Origin of the sequence: Hugonella massiliensis (assembly GCA_001486445.1) — a bacterium.
Taxonomy (GTDB): domain Bacteria; phylum Actinomycetota; class Coriobacteriia; order Coriobacteriales; family Eggerthellaceae; genus Hugonella; species Hugonella massiliensis.
The window spans coordinates 1,344,365-1,361,717 of the sequence record LN908986.1; the positions used below are offsets into that span (position 1 = coordinate 1,344,365).

16 protein-coding genes and 1 tRNA gene are annotated in these 17,353 nt (G+C 62.9%); 1 reads left to right on the forward strand and 16 read right to left on the reverse strand.

Annotated features, from left to right (window positions below):
* Positions 1 to 215: 215 nt before the first annotated feature.
* Positions 216 to 1,013, forward strand: a complete 798-nt coding sequence (locus BN3270_RS08575; RefSeq protein WP_058986670.1) for a PDDEXK family nuclease — start codon at positions 216 to 218, stop codon at positions 1,011 to 1,013.
* Between the two features lie 77 nt (positions 1,014 to 1,090).
* Here BN3270_RS08575 and BN3270_RS08580 read toward each other — a convergent pair whose 3' ends face one another.
* The 16 genes from BN3270_RS08580 to BN3270_RS08655 all read right to left on the reverse strand — a co-directional run bounded on the left by BN3270_RS08580 (position 1,091) and on the right by BN3270_RS08655 (position 17,349).
* Positions 1,091 to 1,753 carry a DUF6580 family putative transport protein gene (locus tag BN3270_RS08580; protein WP_271711976.1) on the reverse strand — a complete coding sequence of 221 codons (663 nt, stop codon included), beginning with the start codon at positions 1,751 to 1,753 and terminating at the stop codon, positions 1,091 to 1,093.
* A gap of 68 nt (positions 1,754 to 1,821) precedes the next feature.
* Entirely contained in the window at positions 1,822 to 3,267 is a 1,446-nt protein-coding gene (locus tag BN3270_RS08585) for an ABC transporter ATP-binding protein (RefSeq protein WP_058986672.1), read from the reverse strand.
* Positions 3,249 to 4,127 carry an energy-coupling factor transporter transmembrane component T gene (locus BN3270_RS08590; protein ID WP_058986673.1) on the reverse strand — a complete coding sequence of 293 codons (879 nt, stop codon included), beginning with the start codon at positions 4,125 to 4,127 and terminating at the stop codon, positions 3,249 to 3,251. The genes BN3270_RS08585 and BN3270_RS08590 overlap by 19 nt, the downstream gene beginning before the upstream one ends.
* Positions 4,128 to 4,958, reverse strand: coding sequence for a DUF4430 domain-containing protein (locus tag BN3270_RS08595; RefSeq protein ID WP_058986674.1), 831 nt, complete (start codon positions 4,956 to 4,958; stop codon positions 4,128 to 4,130). It lies immediately after the preceding gene.
* A 15-nt stretch (positions 4,959 to 4,973) separates the two neighbouring features.
* On the reverse strand, positions 4,974 to 7,223 hold the full coding sequence (locus BN3270_RS08600) for a prenyltransferase/squalene oxidase repeat-containing protein (RefSeq protein WP_058986675.1): 2,250 nt from the start codon (positions 7,221 to 7,223) through the stop codon (positions 4,974 to 4,976).
* A 389-nt stretch (positions 7,224 to 7,612) separates the two neighbouring features.
* Entirely contained in the window at positions 7,613 to 8,017 is a 405-nt protein-coding gene (locus BN3270_RS08605; RefSeq protein WP_058986676.1) for a molybdenum cofactor biosynthesis protein MoaE, read from the reverse strand.
* A gap of 70 nt (positions 8,018 to 8,087) precedes the next feature.
* The gene (locus BN3270_RS08610) at positions 8,088 to 9,482 is read right to left on the reverse strand and encodes a C1 family peptidase (protein WP_058986677.1); all 1,395 of its coding nucleotides are present in this window, start codon (positions 9,480 to 9,482) and stop codon (positions 8,088 to 8,090) included.
* 525 nt (positions 9,483 to 10,007) lie between these two features.
* Positions 10,008 to 10,736: a PrsW family intramembrane metalloprotease gene (locus BN3270_RS08615; RefSeq protein ID WP_058986678.1), complete on the reverse strand. Its 729-nt coding sequence runs from the start codon at positions 10,734 to 10,736 to the stop codon at positions 10,008 to 10,010.
* A 319-nt stretch (positions 10,737 to 11,055) separates the two neighbouring features.
* Positions 11,056 to 12,033 (reverse strand): bile acid:sodium symporter family protein, encoded by a 978-nt coding sequence (locus tag BN3270_RS08620; protein ID WP_058986679.1) that lies wholly within the window; start codon positions 12,031 to 12,033, stop codon positions 11,056 to 11,058.
* 8 nt (positions 12,034 to 12,041) lie between these two features.
* Positions 12,042 to 12,887 (reverse strand): pantoate--beta-alanine ligase, encoded by an 846-nt coding sequence (panC, locus tag BN3270_RS08625; RefSeq protein WP_058986680.1) that lies wholly within the window; start codon positions 12,885 to 12,887, stop codon positions 12,042 to 12,044.
* A 23-nt stretch (positions 12,888 to 12,910) separates the two neighbouring features.
* On the reverse strand, positions 12,911 to 13,303 hold the full coding sequence (gene panD, locus BN3270_RS08630) for an aspartate 1-decarboxylase (protein WP_058986681.1): 393 nt from the start codon (positions 13,301 to 13,303) through the stop codon (positions 12,911 to 12,913).
* Between the two features lie 740 nt (positions 13,304 to 14,043).
* Positions 14,044 to 14,119 (reverse strand) — tRNA-Ala (locus BN3270_RS08635).
* A 119-nt stretch (positions 14,120 to 14,238) separates the two neighbouring features.
* Positions 14,239 to 15,147 carry a dimethyl sulfoxide reductase anchor subunit family protein gene (locus BN3270_RS08640; RefSeq protein WP_058986682.1) on the reverse strand — a complete coding sequence of 303 codons (909 nt, stop codon included), beginning with the start codon at positions 15,145 to 15,147 and terminating at the stop codon, positions 14,239 to 14,241.
* Between the two features lie 8 nt (positions 15,148 to 15,155).
* Complete coding sequence (locus tag BN3270_RS08645; RefSeq protein ID WP_058986683.1) at positions 15,156 to 15,797, reverse strand: molecular chaperone TorD family protein; 642 nt, start codon at positions 15,795 to 15,797, stop codon at positions 15,156 to 15,158.
* An 86-nt stretch (positions 15,798 to 15,883) separates the two neighbouring features.
* Positions 15,884 to 16,726, reverse strand: a complete 843-nt coding sequence (locus tag BN3270_RS08650; protein WP_058986684.1) for a dimethyl sulfoxide reductase anchor subunit family protein — start codon at positions 16,724 to 16,726, stop codon at positions 15,884 to 15,886.
* The gene (locus BN3270_RS08655; protein WP_058986685.1) at positions 16,726 to 17,349 is read right to left on the reverse strand and encodes a DMSO/selenate family reductase complex B subunit; all 624 of its coding nucleotides are present in this window, start codon (positions 17,347 to 17,349) and stop codon (positions 16,726 to 16,728) included. Before BN3270_RS08655 ends, BN3270_RS08650 begins: the two co-directional genes overlap by 1 nt.
* Between the last annotated feature and the right edge of the window lie 4 nt (positions 17,350 to 17,353).

The following is a 17,353-nucleotide window of genomic DNA, read 5'->3' on the forward strand; positions in this document are numbered from 1 at the left end:
ACCGCACGGCCTGGCGCTTCTGGACGGACGCGCCCTCCCCGCGCGCACAGCTTCTTTTGCAGAACGCCCATCCTTCCGACCGTACCATCTTGCCGAAGAACCCACCTGTTTGCGAGCTCTTCGACGCTCTATGCACAGCGGGGCTGGTGCGGCCAGGCGAACCCATCCATTATCTTGTGTCAAACCAAGCACCGCGCGCCGGACGACGCAACGCCGTGCGTCACTCTTCCTCGCTGGCGCTTCCTCGCGGCTCGCTCGTTCGCATCGCCGAAGGCATCTACGTGCTTTCTCCGGAAGCCCTCTACGCCGAAGCGACGCGCGGGCTTGGTTGGGCAACATGCGCGCGACTCGCCAACCGCTTGGCAAGCGCATACGCCATCGAGCCCGACAGCAAGGCACTCCTCGAGTGCACCCCGCACACCAGCGTTGCGGCAATCGAATCCTACCTGCACAGACTCGCACGAGGCGAGCGGAACCCGGCGTTGCGTGCGCTCGCATGGGCGGTCGACGGCTGCGCCTCGCCCATGGAGTCGCACGTCGAGCTGCTCGCCTGCCTTCCCCAACGCTTCGGTGGATGGGGCCTTCCGATTCCCCAGATGAACTACCCCGTCGCCCTTTCCGCGCAGTCGCGCGTCACCCTGGGCTGCGCCACCTGCCGCATAGATCTCGCGTGGCCCAACGCACAGGTGGGCCTGGAATACAACAGCCGCTCCTTCCACGACGAACAGCGCGCTTGGGAGCATGATGCGCACAGGCAAAACGTCCTCGAGGCGCAGGGATTCCGCATCGTGCCCCTTACCTGGCCCCAGCTTGCCGGACCGTTGGAATTCGAAGCGGTGGTGCGGCACCTCGCCCGATTGATCGGCCATCGTGTGCAGGTGCGCAACGATTCCGCCCGAAGGGCAGCCGAGTGCGCCCTGCGCGATGAGCTCTTCGGGGAGCGAGGAGAAGGGATCAGAGGCGATGGCACAACCGGGCTTGCATACGATTCGGCCCTCAAAACGCCGGGATAGACAAATGCGCACGGGCAGCCGAGTGCGCCCTGTTAACGAGAAACTCGACGTGGGAAACAGGCGAGAACGTCGAGCCCTTACAATCCGTACTTCACCTTCACGCGGGCGATCTTACGCCGCCAAGGAGCATAGAGAATGAGCAGGAAGGCCACCGTCGCCACGCCATGGGCGATATCGAAAGGCAGCGCTGCTGCGTACACGGCAAGAGCCTCGGCCACCGTCTGCGGGTGGAAAAAGCCCAGAATGCTCCACAGGTTCAAGATGAAGCCGTAGCCCAAGCAGGCAACGAACCCGTAGGCGCACACCCCGGCCGTGCGGGAGAACAGGCGACTGCGCGCGAGCAAACCGGCCCCGTAGCCCACCAGGCCCCAGGCGTACATCTGCCAAGGCGTCCAGGGTCCCTGCCCGAAGAAGAAGTTGGACACGAGCGCGGCGAGGGCCCCCACCATGAATCCGCTCTGCCTCCCGAACGAAGCCCCCGCCACGATCGCGATCGCCGACACGGGCTTCACATCAGGGAAGGGAGCGAAAAGAATGCGGCCGGCCGCGGCAAGAGCGGCGAGGACGGCAACGGGCATGGTCTCGCGCAGACGCGGACGCCGGCGTTCGTAGACGGAGAAGAAGAGGGCAAGCGCGGCGAGGACGACCACCAAGGTGAGCAGGGCCGTCTGCTCGATGCCCGCGACCGCGCACGCCACCATGGCCACGGCGGGCGTCGTAAGAGCCACGGCTTCGAGCACGGCAAAAAGAACCCTGCGACGAGCGAATGCATCGCCGCGCCCGTCAGGGGCGATTCGACCGTCCCCGGTCATCGCAGGGCTCCGAAGAGGCGGGCGCGCTCATGCGGGCGATAGATAAGGTTGCCCTCGAAAAAGCGGGCCGCCGGCTCACAACAAGCTGCCTGGCCGTCGAAGAGCATCGTAACCGTGTCGGCCACGACATAGGCGAAATCGAGGTCGTGCGTGGCCATGACGATCGCCGCGCCTTCGCGTGCCGCACGGCGAATCGCGCGGGCGACGCAGGCCTGAGCCTGAGGGTCGAGCCCCTTCGACGGCTCGTCGAGCAGGTAGACGCTTGGATGCAAAAGGGAGAGCTTGGCGAGAGCGAGCAGCTGTTGCTGGCCGCCCGACAAATCATAAGGATGGCGATCGAGCATGCCGTCCAAGCCGAAGCGCGCAAGCTGTTCCTGCTCGTCTTCGGCAGCGTACCCAGCTCGGTCGCGCCATTCGGCCAGCTCTTCGGCCACCGAATCGCAGACGAAGAGGGTCTTGGGATCCTGCGGCAGATAGGCGCAGGTCGCGCGCGCGAACGTGCGCACGCTGCCCCGCTGGGTGCGCATGGCACCCGCCGCAACCTTGAGCAGGGTGGATTTGCCGCAGCCGTTGCCGCCCACCACGGCGTGCACGGCGCCGGCGCGCGCGGTCAGGTCGGCCCCGCGCAGGACCCAGGCGCCGCCCCGGTCGTAGCGCGCCCATACGTCGCGCGCCCGCACGATGTCCTCCCCCGGCTCGGCCGAACCGCGCAGCAAGCCTTCGGCAACCGTCTGGGGACGGGGCGCTTGCGGTTCGAGAGGCGACAGGGACACCGTCTGCGTGGCAAACCGTTCGCCCTCTTCGGGCATGTGCGTCGCCATGATCACCGTGGTGCCCAACTCGCGGTTGACGCGGCCGAGCATATGCAGAAAGATTCCGCGCGCATAGGGGTCGAGCTGGGCCGTGGGCTCGTCGAGAAGGATGAGGCGCGGCCGAAGAGCGAGCACGCCCGCCAGGTTAACGAGCTGCTGCTGACCGCCCGAGATGTCTTCAGTGCGCATGCGCACCCAAGGCTCGATGCCCAGGAAATGAGCCGCTTCAGCCACGCGCCGCCGCATCTCGTCGGGCGCCACGCCCAGGTTCTCCAGACCGAAGGCGATTTCGTGCCAGACGGTATCGCAGACGATCTGGGCGCCGGGGTCCTGGGAGACGAAGGCGATCTGCCGTGCCGAATCGGCGGGGAGCAGGCCCGTCACGCGCTCCCCCTCGCGCACAAGAGGCGCACCGAGCACCGACAAGCTGCCGCCGAAGGCCCCCACCGGGGCCAGTTCGGGTTTCATCGCGCGCAAAAGGGTGGTTTTACCCGAGCCCGTCGACCCCACGAGCAGGCAGAAAGCACCTTCTTCAACCGAAAAGGACACGGGGGCAAGGGCCTCGCAGGAAGGGCACCCCACTTCCGCCGCGTAGGCAAACGACAGATGATCTACTTCGACAATTGCCATTGGGCGCTCTCCTTGAAAGATAGGACCGCCGGCACCGCCATGAGCGCGACGTAGGGCGCATAGCCCCACCAGGCCACCAGGCGACTCGCGGTGGGATAGAAGGCGTACTGGCTGCAGGCAACGCCAGCGAGCAGGCCGCTTAACGCCACAAGCAAGCAGACGACGGCGAGCGCCGCCCCGTCGCGCCCGCGAAAACGCACGCGGCGGTAGAGGGTGCGCGGGATTCCGCATTCGTAGCCTCGCGCCCGCATAGCATCGCTGCGCACGATACCGTCTTCCATCCCCCAGCCCATGAGCACCGATGCGATGCGGGCGTTCAAGCGCAGGCGATCGCGCTTTGAGAGGGACGCCGGCGGAAAAGCCGCGTCTTGGGCGGCCCGCACGCTGCGTCCGCGACGGACGAACTGGCGGGTAAGACGCATGACCTGGGTCACGATGAGGGCCACCGTGGGAGCGCGGCGGCCGAACACGGCAAGCAGGGCCTCGCCGTCGAGCACGGCCGACCAGACCGAAAACCACATGAGCATGGCGGCGAACATACCGCCCATCACGAGGCCAAAACCCAAGGCCTCCGCATAGAAGGCGCGCTCGCCGATGCGGAAGAGCTCGGTCGACCCCTGCGCAACGAAGACGAGGTTGCCCGCAGCGACCACGGCCGCGAATACGAGCGAGAAGCCCAGCGTGCCGAACGCGCGGGCGGGACCGCGCACAAGGCAGGCCGCCGCCACAGCCCCCGCAAGCGACAGGGCCACGTAGACCGGGTGCACGGCCGCCATCGCAAAGACGATGACGGCCGAAAGGTAGACGACGGGCACCACCGGATGGAAGGCCTCGAAGGGATTGGCACGAGCGGAATCCACCTAGGAAACGTCTCCCTTGGTGACCGTGTAGGCCCACACGATCGACTCGCCGCCCTGCAGCTTGTACTTTCCGCAGGCATAGTTGGGATAGACGCCGTTGACCTTGTACATCCAGCCGCTGCCGGACCCGCAGGCCTTTTCGGCGAGGCCGTTGATCGAACTCACGTAGGTCGAGCTGCCGCCAATCGAGGCGCCCGTGGCTTTCAGGGCGTCGTAGACCGAAGCGCCGGCGGGCACCGTCACTTGCTTGGAGCCCATCGACGAGGGGTAGGAGGCGTTGACCTTGTGAGCGTTGGAAGCATCGATGGTCACCGTGACCGTGATCGTCGCGGGAGCGGGAGCCGCTTGCTGCTGCTGGGTCGAGCCGGATGCGAAAGGCGCCTGAGCGCTCTTCGACCCGCCGCCCGCAGCAGACGCGGAGCCGGTCGATGCCGACGAAGCGGCACCGCCGCCGCCCGACGAGGCGGAGGAAGCGCCCGACTGTCCGTCCGAAGAGGCCCCCGCTTGGCCCGTGCCTGCACCAGTTGCGGAAGAGGCCACGGCAGAGGCGTCGCCCTCGGCGGCCGCCTGGTCGCTCGAAGCCGCTGCGTCATCGGCAGAAGCCGCATCGTCGGCGGGCGCTTCGGCGTTATCTTCCCCGTCGCCAGTCACTTCGGCGGTATCGGTGGCAGAGTCCTCGTCCGAAGCGACCGTCTGCAAGGCGTTGCTGTCCCACGGCATGGTAACGCCTGCGGCAGGCAGGACGAAGAGCAGCACGGCAAGAAGGGCGGCGAGAACCGCCGCCCCTGCATAGAGTCGTTTGCGTGTCGTATCGCGTTCAGGTAGCTTCATAAGCCCGTCGCCCCGTTAGGCCCGACGCGCCTTCGCGCGCGCCACGCCGCCCGCGACGCCGGCTGCCAGCAGCACGGCGACAAGCGCCGCCGGGAAGGCATCGCCGGTCTGCGGCATCGTGGAAGCGGAGGAGCCGGTAAGGGCCAGATCGCCCCATTGAGCATAGAGAACCGTATCATCTTCGGGTACCGTATACGTTTCTCCCGCTTTGTAGAGCGCGCCCGTGTGGTTTTCCGCCGTGTTCCATCCCTCGAACGAGGCGTCCGAACGATATACCAAGCGATCGGGCAGCGCAATCGTCGATCCTGGCGCCGCCTTCACCGTCATCGATTGGTTATCGTCGGCGCTGCGGGGGTCACCCGTATCGACGAAGGTGATCGTCACCTCGCCGCTCTGCGGGTCCACCGACGCCCCCGTCGGACCGAAAACGAGCACGTTGGCCGCTTTGCCGTCCTTGTACGCGGCAAGGGCGAGCATCGCATCGGAGTCGAGCATCTGCGAGTCCCAATTCGACTCGTATCCCGTCAAATCCGATTTCGCCTGGTTGAGCAAGTAGTACATCGGCGTCTTCCCTGACGCGGCACTCGCCGTGTCGGAACCGTTCACGTTGTAGCCCAGCGCATCGAGCGCTGCGCACACCTCGGCGGTCGCATCCGCATTGCTCGTGGTATCCCCATAGCTGTAGCTGAAACCGCCATCATCGTTCTGCATGCTCAGAATCGTAGTCTTCGCCTTATCGATGAAATCCGAGGCGTTTTTGTTGGTGTCTTTGTAGGGAAGCAAAGCCAGAATGGCCTGAGCGGTCGTCTGCGTATCGGGGTAACCGTCGTAGCCGACCAAGCCCGTGTTCGCGTCCGCCGCATCGACGATGGCATCGATAAGCTCTTCGGGCGTCATCCCCGTCTCCGTCTGCATCTCATAGCCCTGGGCACTGTAGATGGGAAGCATGCACACGTAATCGGTGACGGACAGCGCAGCCCCCTCTTCGGATTCTTCCATTTCCTTGACCAGATTGCGCGTGGTGCCGTCGATATCGACGTGCGTGCAGTCGACGCCCGCAGCGGTGAGCATGGTGATGTACTTGGCCATGGTACCCGCGGGGACGGTGTCGCTCTGGGCAATCGAGGCAATGACCTCGTCCTTCGCGACATCGGAGGCGCGGTCCATGGCGCGCAAGGCGATGGCGGCATTGTAGCGGTTGTTAGCTGTGCTGCCGTCTTCAAGTGCGGCACCGCTGCCGCCCTCGCGATAGGTGTTCGCCAGGTTGTCGAGAAGCGTTGAGAGTTTGCCCTCATCGGCCGCCATCAACGTAGGGGTCGAAGACCCGTCGGTGCTCGAGGGCTCCGACGACACCCCAGAATCCTTTTCCGTCTCGGAAGACGCCGGTGCGGCGGGAGTATAGCCGGCAAGCGGATCGCTCACCTGCGGAACGACCGAGGTCACCTTGTCGGGAATGCTTTCCGAATACGAGAACAGGTAGGGATTCGCCTTCGAATTCGTATACACGTATTGGTAGTGACCGCCCTTGACGAGCTGAGAAGCAAGCATCGCCGAGGCGTAATTCGCGCTCGAGCCATTGAAGACCGTCATCCAATAGGCGCCGGTGGTCGAATCGTATCCCTTCCCCTCGAAGTAGGGAGAGCCGTAACTCTCAACGTAATCGAGCCCGGTCTTCTTCACCATATCGGCAACCGTATCGCTCGTCGTAAGGCCCGACACCGTGTCGTTGTAGACCACGGTCGACCCGTTCATCTCATCTACCACCGTGAGCTGGACGGGAGCAGACGTATCGTCATAGGAAAAATCGCCCGTGCTCGAATAGATGTACTGGTAGTGGCCGCCATCGACGAGCTTTGACGAAAGTTGAGCGGAGGCCCAGTTGGCGCTCGAGCCGTCGAATTCAGTCACCCAATAAGCGCCAGTGTCCTTGTTGTAGCCCTTGCCCTCGAACGTGGGCGAACCATAGCTCTCACCGTAATCGAGGCCGGCTTTGTGGAGCAGGTCGGCAACCGTGCTGCTCGACGTGAGACCGTCGACCGCGCCGTTGTAGACCGTCTTGCCCACCACGTTGCCCGCATCGTCGGTCGCCGTGGTGTCGATAACCGTGAGCGCCACCTTCACGTTCGCGGCGCTCGAGCTCGCGCTGCCCTCATCGGCCGCCTCCGCCTGCTGCGGCATCGCCGGCCAGGCGAGCACGACGAGCAGGACCGCCGCCAGCGCGCAGCGGGCGCTCTTTTTCCACAATGATGCAAGAGAATAGCCCATACGCCATCCTTTCCCTCGTGCGCGTTCCCCGCGCATCAAACCCAGAAGAAAGAACAGCGCCGGCCCCGTGGCCGGACGTTACGCGAAGCCGCCGAAGGCGGGGAGCTGGGCGGTGCGACGCCGCGCAGCTGGCACGCTTCTCGGGAAGTGTTCTGACTGACGGGCCCATGGGCCCGAACACAGTGGCGGCACCGCGGGGGATTCTCACCCGGATTTCCTTGCACCGAGACGTCTTCTTCTGCGCCCGCGATTGTAGCATATGAGCCGCTGCGGTCACCTACCTGCGAGAAAAGCCGCCCAGCGCGGGCGCGCAGGAGCCCCGGCGCGCAGGCCGGAGCCCTGAAAGAGCGAGGGAGCGCAGCCCCGCGACCGACAGCCGCCGAGCGGCCCTACCGCTCTTCCGCGTACACTTCCTTTTCCACCACGAGCTCGTTTTTAATCGTGCCCACGAGCTTCTGCAGCGCGTCGATGCAGCGCGGGCGAATGTCGCCGCCGACGAGCACGTACATGAGCGAATCGCCCACCGCACAGCGCCCTTCGTTGAGCCACACGCGCACGTAGTAAATGCCGTCCCAGGTCAGCGCCTCGTCGATAGCCTTCTGCAGGCCTTCGGCGTCATAGGAGAAGTCAACGGCAACAACTTGGCCAAGGCCCTGCACGCCTTCGCGCACCTGGCGCTTGGGCGTGGCGCGCACGACACCGTTGTGCGCAAGGAACATCCCGCACTGGTCGGCATGCGCGCTCGCTTTCGCCTCACGCAGCCATTCGTCCATCGACGGTTCCGGTAATGCCATGATCGGTCCTTTCGTTTCAGTTTCGTTGCACCGGCGAAAGCAACGGAGCGCCCGAAGCGCCCCGCCCGCCTTAGTCCGCCAGGGCTCCCAAGGGATCCCACGGCGCCAGCACCGTGGGCTCTTCGGTGTCGTACACGCGGCGTTCACCGTCGGTCAGGTATTTCTTGTCCACAACCACCTGATAGACGTATTCCCCGAACCAATCGTCGGTCAGGCTGTCGAAGCCGTCTTTGCCGTGGTCTTTGCCCCAGCTGTTCTCGACCTTCCACAGCGTCGGCTTACCGTTCGCGTCGAGGTTGACGCCTTCGAGCGTCATCGCGTGCGTCATGACCGACTCGCCGAAGTCGAGGCGTTGCGCCTTGTCGAACCCGCGGTCGATTTCGAACCCGAAGAGGGCGTCGACATTCACCGCATCGCGGTCCATCACGCCGTCCTTCTGCAGGTAGGACTGGTCGACGTCGCAGCCAAACCACACCGGCAAGCCGTCCTTGAGCTGGGTCGCCGCCATCTCTTTCAGGCGGTCGACGGGCAGGTTGAGATAGCGTACGCCGCCGACTTCGACCACGTTGCCCAAGCGTTCCACCGTGTAGGTATGGCCGAAGGGCTTGTCCGCCGTGGGAGCGCTGATCACCGACACGTAATCGTCGAGCTCCATCCCCACGGTTCGCTCGAAGAATTCGCGCGGCGTAAAGGTCCCCGACAGCGCCAGCTTGTCGTCGGTATCGCGCAGCCGCACGTCAAAGGTTTTGGGCGGTTCACCCAGGCAGATGGTGAGCATGCGCTGCACGTTGGCCAACATGCGTTCTTTGGCAGAGCGCAGCTCATCGACAGAAGCGCCGCCCTCGTGGGCGCAACGCAGTTCGCAGGCGCATTTGCGCAGGTAACGCGTGAGATAGGCATCCATTTCGTAGGTGTTTTTGGCGCACGCGGTATCGGGCATGGCCTCCTTGGGCACCACCCCGTACTTCTTCACCAGGGCGCGGAACATGTCCCACTGGCCGCCGTCCCCCACCGGGTCGGCGAGCAGAAAGGCCACGAGGCGGCCATCGCGCGGTTCGTCGAGCGTGCTGAGGATGTTCTCGAAGAACCAGTTCGCCTTCTCGAGCTTGTCCCAGTACAACGGGTAGGCCTGACTGAACTCGAAGGTCTTCAGATTGAATTTCTTGATCGTGCGGATACGCATCGTGTTCAAGCTGGCGAACATCCAGCAACGGCCCGAGCGCTGCTGGTCGGTGCGGTCGCCCTGCTTGATTTCAACGTCGAACACGGTGGTGTTGCGAGCGACCTGTTCGGGAACGCGCGCAGCTGCGCGCACCCCGTTGCTCGTCACCGCATTCTTCGCCACGACGTTGCTGCGGTCCGCGGCAAAATCCCTCGCATTGCGCGCAATCGCGTCGAAGGTGAGGGCGCCCGTTTCGCAGGCAGAGGCCGAAGGACTTGTGGTTTCGTTAGGAGAATTCGTCATTGCATGCTCTTTTCTCTTTCGCTTATCACCGGCGATTCTAGCACGAGCATCTTACGCGGCCCCCTCTTGCAAGCAGACCGTCACCCGCCGCAGGGCGCGAGCGCAACGCACGCCCGCCCCGGCAGAACACCCCGCAGCCGGGGGCGACAGAGCAGCGCCGCACCCCTTCAGGCAAACGCGGACTGCCTCGAGCTGCAATCGAGGCAGTCCCTCACGCCAGAGGTACGGAAATGGCACGCCAATCGAGTTTTCGAGGAATATCGGCCTGTGTGAACGATTTTCAGCCACTTTTTTGAACATATATTATATTTTCGTTTACTAAAATCCGCAATGCAGTGGAAAACGGCTCGAAAACTCGATTGGCGTGCCATGGCGGCGTCCATTTCGTTTCCGGACGCACGTGCAGACGTGCGGGCTCGAAGGGAAAAGCGCAGCCGGGGTCCGGGTGAAGGCGGGCGCGACGGGAAAATGTCGCCCGGCACCGGGAGTGCGAGCGACGCGCACGCGTCCCGCCAGCCCCGGCACCTATTGAAAGCGCTTATCGTGCCGCGCCGCCGCCCGCGCAATCACAAAGTTGATCAGGTAGATTGCAATCACCACCACGAAGAAGGCGCCCATGGACTCCTCGGTCTGCACCATCGCGGTGGAATCGTAGAGCCCGTGTAGACCCACCGACAGCAGGTAGCCCACTGCAACGCAGCCCTTCGACACCAACCCATGCCCGCGGGCGTCGAGCAGCTTGCCCTGCCCGTAGAACATGCCGAAAAGCACGGCGAAGCCCATATGGGCGGGAATCGCCATGAAGGCGCGGGCGAAGAGCACGCCCGTCCCATAAGTCAGACCGTACATCACGTTTTCTACCGCCGCGAATCCCAACGAGGTGAAGACCGCATACACCACGCCGTCGAATCGGCAGTTGAAAGCCCGCGCGCGCCAGGTCCGCCTGCCCATGAGGACGTACTTCATGCCCTCTTCGACAAGCCCTACCACCAAAAAGTCCGACGCCACGGTGAACTGCACGCTGTTGGGGTCGAGCCCCGAAAAGAGCCCGAAGACTTGCATGCCCACTGCTTCGATCAGACCGGCCACCAAAGCCGCCGCCCCACCTGCAACCACCAACGACCAGAGCAGGCCGGCCGGCTCCTTGTCGATCGGATCGAGCCGGTACACATAGATCATCAGGTAGATGGCGGGAGCCAAGGCGATGGCCAGGAACAGGAGCAGATACAGATTCAAGCCGGTAAACAGAAGCATGGGCGCGACCTTTCGACGACCGTCCCAGTTTCCCACAAATAGCCACGAGCAGACGGCTCTTCGCAAAGTCCGCCATTCGAAGGATTTCACTCACCTGTACCTATTCAGGTACACGCATGCTCCACAGCCTGCGTAAGATACGTATCGTCTTCGGGGAACACGCCCACGAAGACCTTCTGCCGGATCAAGGCCGCGCGTCGGTGTTCCGCACTTGCATACACCTTTGTTCACCATCCTCCGACGCGCGCCCGGCCGCAATGAAAAAACGGGGTCGCCCACCGGACGACCCCGTTCCCCTTTTGCACGTATGGGCAGACTCTTACGCCGCAGCCGACTTCTTCGCATCGGCCCCCGCAAGCTCGGGCTCTTCGGTATGGCGGCAACGGAAACTCGCGAAAATCGATCCCGCGATGTTGTGCCACACACTGAAAACGGCGCCCGGCAGGGTCGCCAGCGGATTGGCGGCAAAGTTGGCTGCCGCCAGACTCACTGCCAGGCCCGAGTTCTGCATGCCCACCTCGATGGAGAGGGCTGTGGTCTTGCGATAGTCGAGCTTGAACGCGCGAGAAACCAGATAACCAAGCCCCATACCGATGCCGTTGTGCAGTGCCACGACGGCGAGCACGAGCGCACCCGACTGCACGATTTTGGCGTTGTTGACGGCCACGATGCCGGCAACAATAAGCGCGATAGCGAGCACCGACACCAACGGCAGCACGCCCGAGATCTTCTGAACGGCGTTACCGGCCATGAAGTTCACCAGAATGCCGGCGAGCACGGGCAGGAGCACCACCTGCACGACCGACTGGAACATGGCCCAGAAGGACACCTGCACCCAGGCGCCGGCAAGCAGGTAGACGAGCGCCGGGGTCACGAGCGGCGCGAAAAGCGTCGACACGATCGTCATGCCCACCGACAGGGGCACGTCGCCCTTGGCGATGTAGGTGATCACGTTCGACGCCGTGCCGCCCGGGCAGCAGCCCACTAGAATCACGCCGAGCGCGATATCGGCCGGCAGATGCAGGGCCGTGGCCAGGGCGAACGCCGCAAGCGGCATGATTGTGTACTGGCACACGGCGCCGAGCACAACCTCTTTGGGATGGGTGAAGACGACGCGGAAGTCGCTCGCCTTGATCGTGAGCCCCATGCCGAACATGATGATGCCCAAGAACACGGTGGTGTAGTTGGTCGCCCAGGAGAACATGCCCGGGGCGAAGAAGGCCCACACGGACAGGGCGATGATGATCACCGCAACGTAGCGCGTAAGCACGTTGCCGATTTTGGATAGCGTGGCCATAGGTGCCCCTAGTCTTCCGGTTCCCAGCTGAAGTTGTCGATCAGGCGCGTGGGGCCCACGTGCACGGCCATGGCCACGAGCACCGGACGGTCGATCGTCTCGACCGGCTGCATCGTGAGCGCATCGACGACCTTCACGTATTCGGTGTCGGCCAGAGGCTCGCTATCGAGCACCTTCATCATCTGCGCGACCAGGTCGGCAGAGGCCATGCCCGCCTTGATGACGCGCTGGCCTTCGGCGATGGAGCGCGACAGCACCGGGGCGGCGGCGCGCTCTTCGGGAGACAGGTAGGTGTTGCGGCTCGACTTGGCGAGGCCGTCGTCTTCGCGCACGATCGGGCAGCCGGTGATCTTCACGTCGAAGTTGAGGTCGAAGACCATCTTCTTCACGATGGCGAGCTGCTGGGCGTCCTTCTGGCCGAAGTAGGCGTTGTCGGGCTGCATGATGTTGAAGAGCTTGGTGAGCACCGTGCAGACGCCGCGGAAGTGGATCGGGCGCGCCAGGCCGTCCATGCTCTCGGTGAGCAGGCCCATGTTGACGTAGGTCTCGTGATTCTTGTACATCTCGGAAGGCTCGGGATGGAACACGAGGTCGGCGCCCATTTCCTCGGCGAGCGCACAATCGTGGTCGAAGTCGCGCGGATAGGAATCGAGGTCCTCGTTGGGCGCGAACTGGATAGGGTTCAGGAACACGGACACAACGACTTTATCGTTGTTCTCGCGCGCCTTTTTGATCAGGCTCGCATGGCCTTCATGCAGGTAGCCCATCGTGGGAACGAGCCCGATGGTCTGACCTTCCTTCTTCCATGCGCGCGTGATCCGTTTGGCATCTTCTACCGTGTAGGCGATCTGCATTGGAATCCCTTCTCGAAGGACCGTTAGTCCATATCCGCCAGCAGGCCGTGCTTCTCGTAGCGCGTCACCCGCGAGATCTTGTTGTCGTCGTCGACGAAGACGACCTTGGGCGAGAGCGCCGCGGCCTCTTCGGGCTCGACGGCGGCGTAGGCCATGATGATGACCTTGTCGCCCTGCTGGGCGCAGCGGGCGGCCGCCCCGTTGAGGCAGATGATGCCGCTGCCGCGTTCGCCGGCGATCACGTAGGTGACTAGGCGCTCGCCGTTGTTGACGTCGGCGATTTCCACGCGTTCGTATTCCAGGATGCCGGCAGCGTCCATAAGGTCCTCGTCGATTGTGATGCTGCCCACGTAGTCGAGGGCGGCCTGGGTCACGGTCGCGCGGTGGATTTTGCCATGCAACATTTGAATGGACATAGGGAAAGGCTCCTCTTTCTAAAAAAGCGAATGGCGCCGAAACCCCTCGTGCTCGGTCGCCGTCCTGCATTCTGACCACCCCTCCCCCGCAGCGCAAATATAATTGCAATAATGCGGGGGACTGCGGGGGACTACTAAAGAGAGCGCTCGTTGCGCCAATGCGCACGTGAGCTGGGAGAACAGGGGGACGGCTGTCCCTCGACATGCGGAAGACAATAGACGATGCCAATGCTTCGTGCCGCTTGGCAGGCGCATCTTCTATAGAAGGGGCCAGAGGGCAGGCGGCGTTGGTCCCCGTCTGGCGCGGGCGGTCGGTTGGCGGCGCAGGGCCCAACCCGACGCAGGCGGTCGGCAGGCAATGGAGATGCTCGCCATGCACAGCCGGCGAGCGAAGCGCCCCGCACGGGATGCACGGTTGATGCAGGATTCCGTTCAAGATGCACGGTCATGGCGGTTTTCCGATGCAACAAGCCTGTAAAACGAGCTCCAAGAAGATAATTTCCTGTTCGGCGTGCGATTCCCTTGCGCTTTGAGCAAACGCACGGGATTCTGCAACGTCCGTTCCGTCAAGCGGAAGATGCGCTTGGCCTTTCCCTTGGCAGACCCCTCAAGCAATGCGCTTGAATCTCACGCACATGCCCCGGCCGAACGCCCTGGCAACTGCTCAAGATAGTGGGCGCCCGTCGTCGTCTGAACATACAAAAATCGCCGGCATCTTTCGATACCGGCGATGGCAATTGTGGTGGAGCCTAGGGGGTTCGAACCCCTGACCTCATGGCTGCCAGCCATGCGCTCTCCCAGCTGAGCTAAGGCCCCGTAAGTCAGCGATATGTATAATAGCAAAGACCGAATTTCGGTCAAGCATTTTCTGAAACTTTTTTCGAAATCTTTTTCGCCTCATCTCTGAACTGGGGAAACGGCTTCAATAGCAAACCTTACACCGCGACCCCGACCGTCAAATGCATCATGTAAAAGGAAAATCGCATGGCGAAAATTGCAACGAAGACAAGGGAGAGCGAAAGAGAGAGCAGCGCAACGCTCTTAACCGATCGCCTTCGAGCGCCTTCTCCCCCTCTCGCTCGAATCCCGAACGCCAGCGCAACATACGAAGCGCAGAGCAAGAGCGAGACAACAAAGAGCATGGGATAGTACAGCGGCACCAAATCGGAAACGACGTAGACCTCGTTGCGCATACCGAGGATGCCCCCGCCGACGATAAGATGGAGCACAACCCACGAAAGAGCGGCAACGGCCGAAACCGCGCATGCCCAACAGGCCAGCCGGCGCGAGCACTCGAAGCCTTTCGACACCCATAGGACGAGCAGGGCGATCAAGGGCCCGCCCATGCAGGAGCTCACCAGTACCGTTGCAACGAACAAGGGGCTGTCCCAGGTCCTGATGGTAGGCACCGAGTAGGCAACGCTCATCATCGCCAGGAACACGACGCTCATTGCGCACATTCCTATGCGCAAGGCGCAATCAACCCCGCGATGCCATTGCAGCATGAAACCGCAGAGCCAGTACATAGCAACGAGCGCAAGGAACCCTGCCGCAGTGAACACCTCATTCGAAAGAGGGCTCGCACCTACGCGCGACAGCACATAGAGGGCGTTCGAGGGATTGCCCAAATGAGTGGCGGATGCGATAAGCCCGACCATACAAAGCAGAAGCGGAATCCACATGTTCTTGCGAATCTCGCGTCTCGCACCCTCGCTTACCCGACCGAACGAAAGCGGCACGAGCAATGCGAGCACCGCAAACACGGCAGAAGGTGCTATCGAAGTGAAGACGGCAAGGGTCACTTCGCCCAGTGCATTGGAAAACGCAAGATCGGCTCCCGCCATAGTTTCCCCTATCGATAGAATCTCGCAGGCTGCACGTTCAATTGCAGCGAAGAGCTCACGCCCGACAACGTCGCATCCGTCACCTCGGCAAGACCTTCGTAAAGCGGATGGCGGCTCACGGATCTCAGCAATTCCAGATAGTGCGAAGCCCAGGTAAGGAAATGAGCCTCAAGGAAGGTACGCACCAGCTCGGGACGCTGTACCGCGAGCCATGCCATAAGCTGGAGCATAGTACCAATATGGTCATCGGGCAGGGCATGGCCACCCGAGACGGATACCCCGTTGGCAGACAGCCAATCATGAAGGGCGATTTCGGTCGACCCGAACATCACGCCATCGCGGTCGGTATAGACCGAGCCCCACGGACTCGCTTCTTTACGACCGGGACCGATGAACAAACGGCGATACGCTTCCGAAGCTTCTGCGCGATCGCCGGAGGCACCCTTGCGCATCTTCTCCAAGGAAGGCTCTATTTCAGAAGGAAGGACGAACGGCCATTCGTTTGCAGCCTCCGTCACTTCAAGGGACGCGAAAGCGTCGAGCACGACCCCCGCACCATCCGCCAGCGGGTCTTCCAAAAACAGGGGCGCCAACGTTTGCCCAACGAACGTCAACCCATCAAGCTGCCCTTCGCTCACCTCAACCGCCATGACTGTCCTCCGCTCATCTGTTGCGCAAGCGCGTTCCGCCCACGCGCAAAAAGAGCGGGCCGATCGCTCGACCCGCTCGCCGAATGCTACATCACCGTCACGCCAACCGAAAGGTAGAGCGCGTAGAAGACAAGCCTCAGCATGAAAACGCCTACACATGATTCCACGATCGCACGCGTGGCGATAGCGGACGTCATCGCGCCCTTGTAGCCGCGCGCCAACTCGAAGCATGCTACCAGCACCAGCACGATGCCCACGACAGCGCAACCCATCGCGCCGCCCACAAGCTGAGCGCCCGAAGACACAGCGTTCGATGCCCCGGCCACCAGTACGAGATGGGCCACCTGGGCGATAACGGCGACGACCGCTCCAATCACTGCGAGCAAACTGAGCGTGTGCGCCGCCTTGCCTTCGTTGCCTGCCAGCACCAGTGCGGCAAACGCGCTGCCTCCCAGCAGGGCGAACCCGAGCACCTCGACGGGCACGAGCGGGGTGCTCCACGACGCGATGGTCGCAACGTTATAGGCAAGCCCGACAAAGAGGGCGAACAGGATTCCGAGCACGCCCGTCACGAGGGCGAACGCCTTGCGTCCGCCCTTGAGCTTGCCACGCGTGGCCATAAGGGCGTACACCAGAGCGACGAGGACGAACACACCGCCCACGCAAATCTCATTCGTCAGTGGCGAATGCCCCAAACCGCTGAGGGCGAACACGCCGTGAGACGGGTTGGCGGTATGAAGGGCGGAAGCGACGAAACCCACCAGTACCGCGACAAACGGCACCCAGGTAAGCTTGTCGATTCTCTTCAAAGCCGTCTCGTCGTAATCATTTGCGGAAAAGGCGACCGCGAGGGCAAGGAAAGCGCCTGCGCCCAAGGGAGCCAACGTGGTGAACACCGCCAGAGGCAGTTCGGCAAAAGCAGTTTCCATTATTGAGCCACCTCCGCGGTGTTGATGACGCTGCCCTCGTCCGAATCGACGGGCTTCGCATCGTCGTTGGTTTTGATGTAGAGGTTCGGGTTGGTGTAGGAGCTGTCGGGCAGCGGCGCGATGTTTGCACGTTCGCCGAGCTGCTCCATTTCCTCCACCGTGCCGAATTCGAGTGCACGGAGCGGGCACGCGTCCACGCACATGGGGTTCTTTCCCTGCGCCACTCGATCGGCACAACCGTCGCATTTCACCGAATGGCCGAGCGACCGATCGACGCGCGGAGCATTATAGGGGCAGGCCATATGGCAGTAGCCGCAGCCGATGCACTTGTTGGCGTCCACGGACACGAGGCCCGTTTCGGCATCTTTGTGCATGGCCCCCGTGGGGCAGACGCTCGTGCACGCAGGGTTATCGCAATGGTTGCACGACATCGAGATGTGGTAGACGAAGGTCGTGGTCATGCACGTGCCATCATCGGCGACGTCCCAGGAACCGCCCTCGTAGTCGAACACCTTTCGGTAGGCCGTGTCGACGCTAAGGTCTTTATAGTCTTTGCACGCCATTTCACAGGTCTTGCAGCCCGTGCACCGCGTGCTATCAAAATAAAACGCGTACTGGGTCATTTCG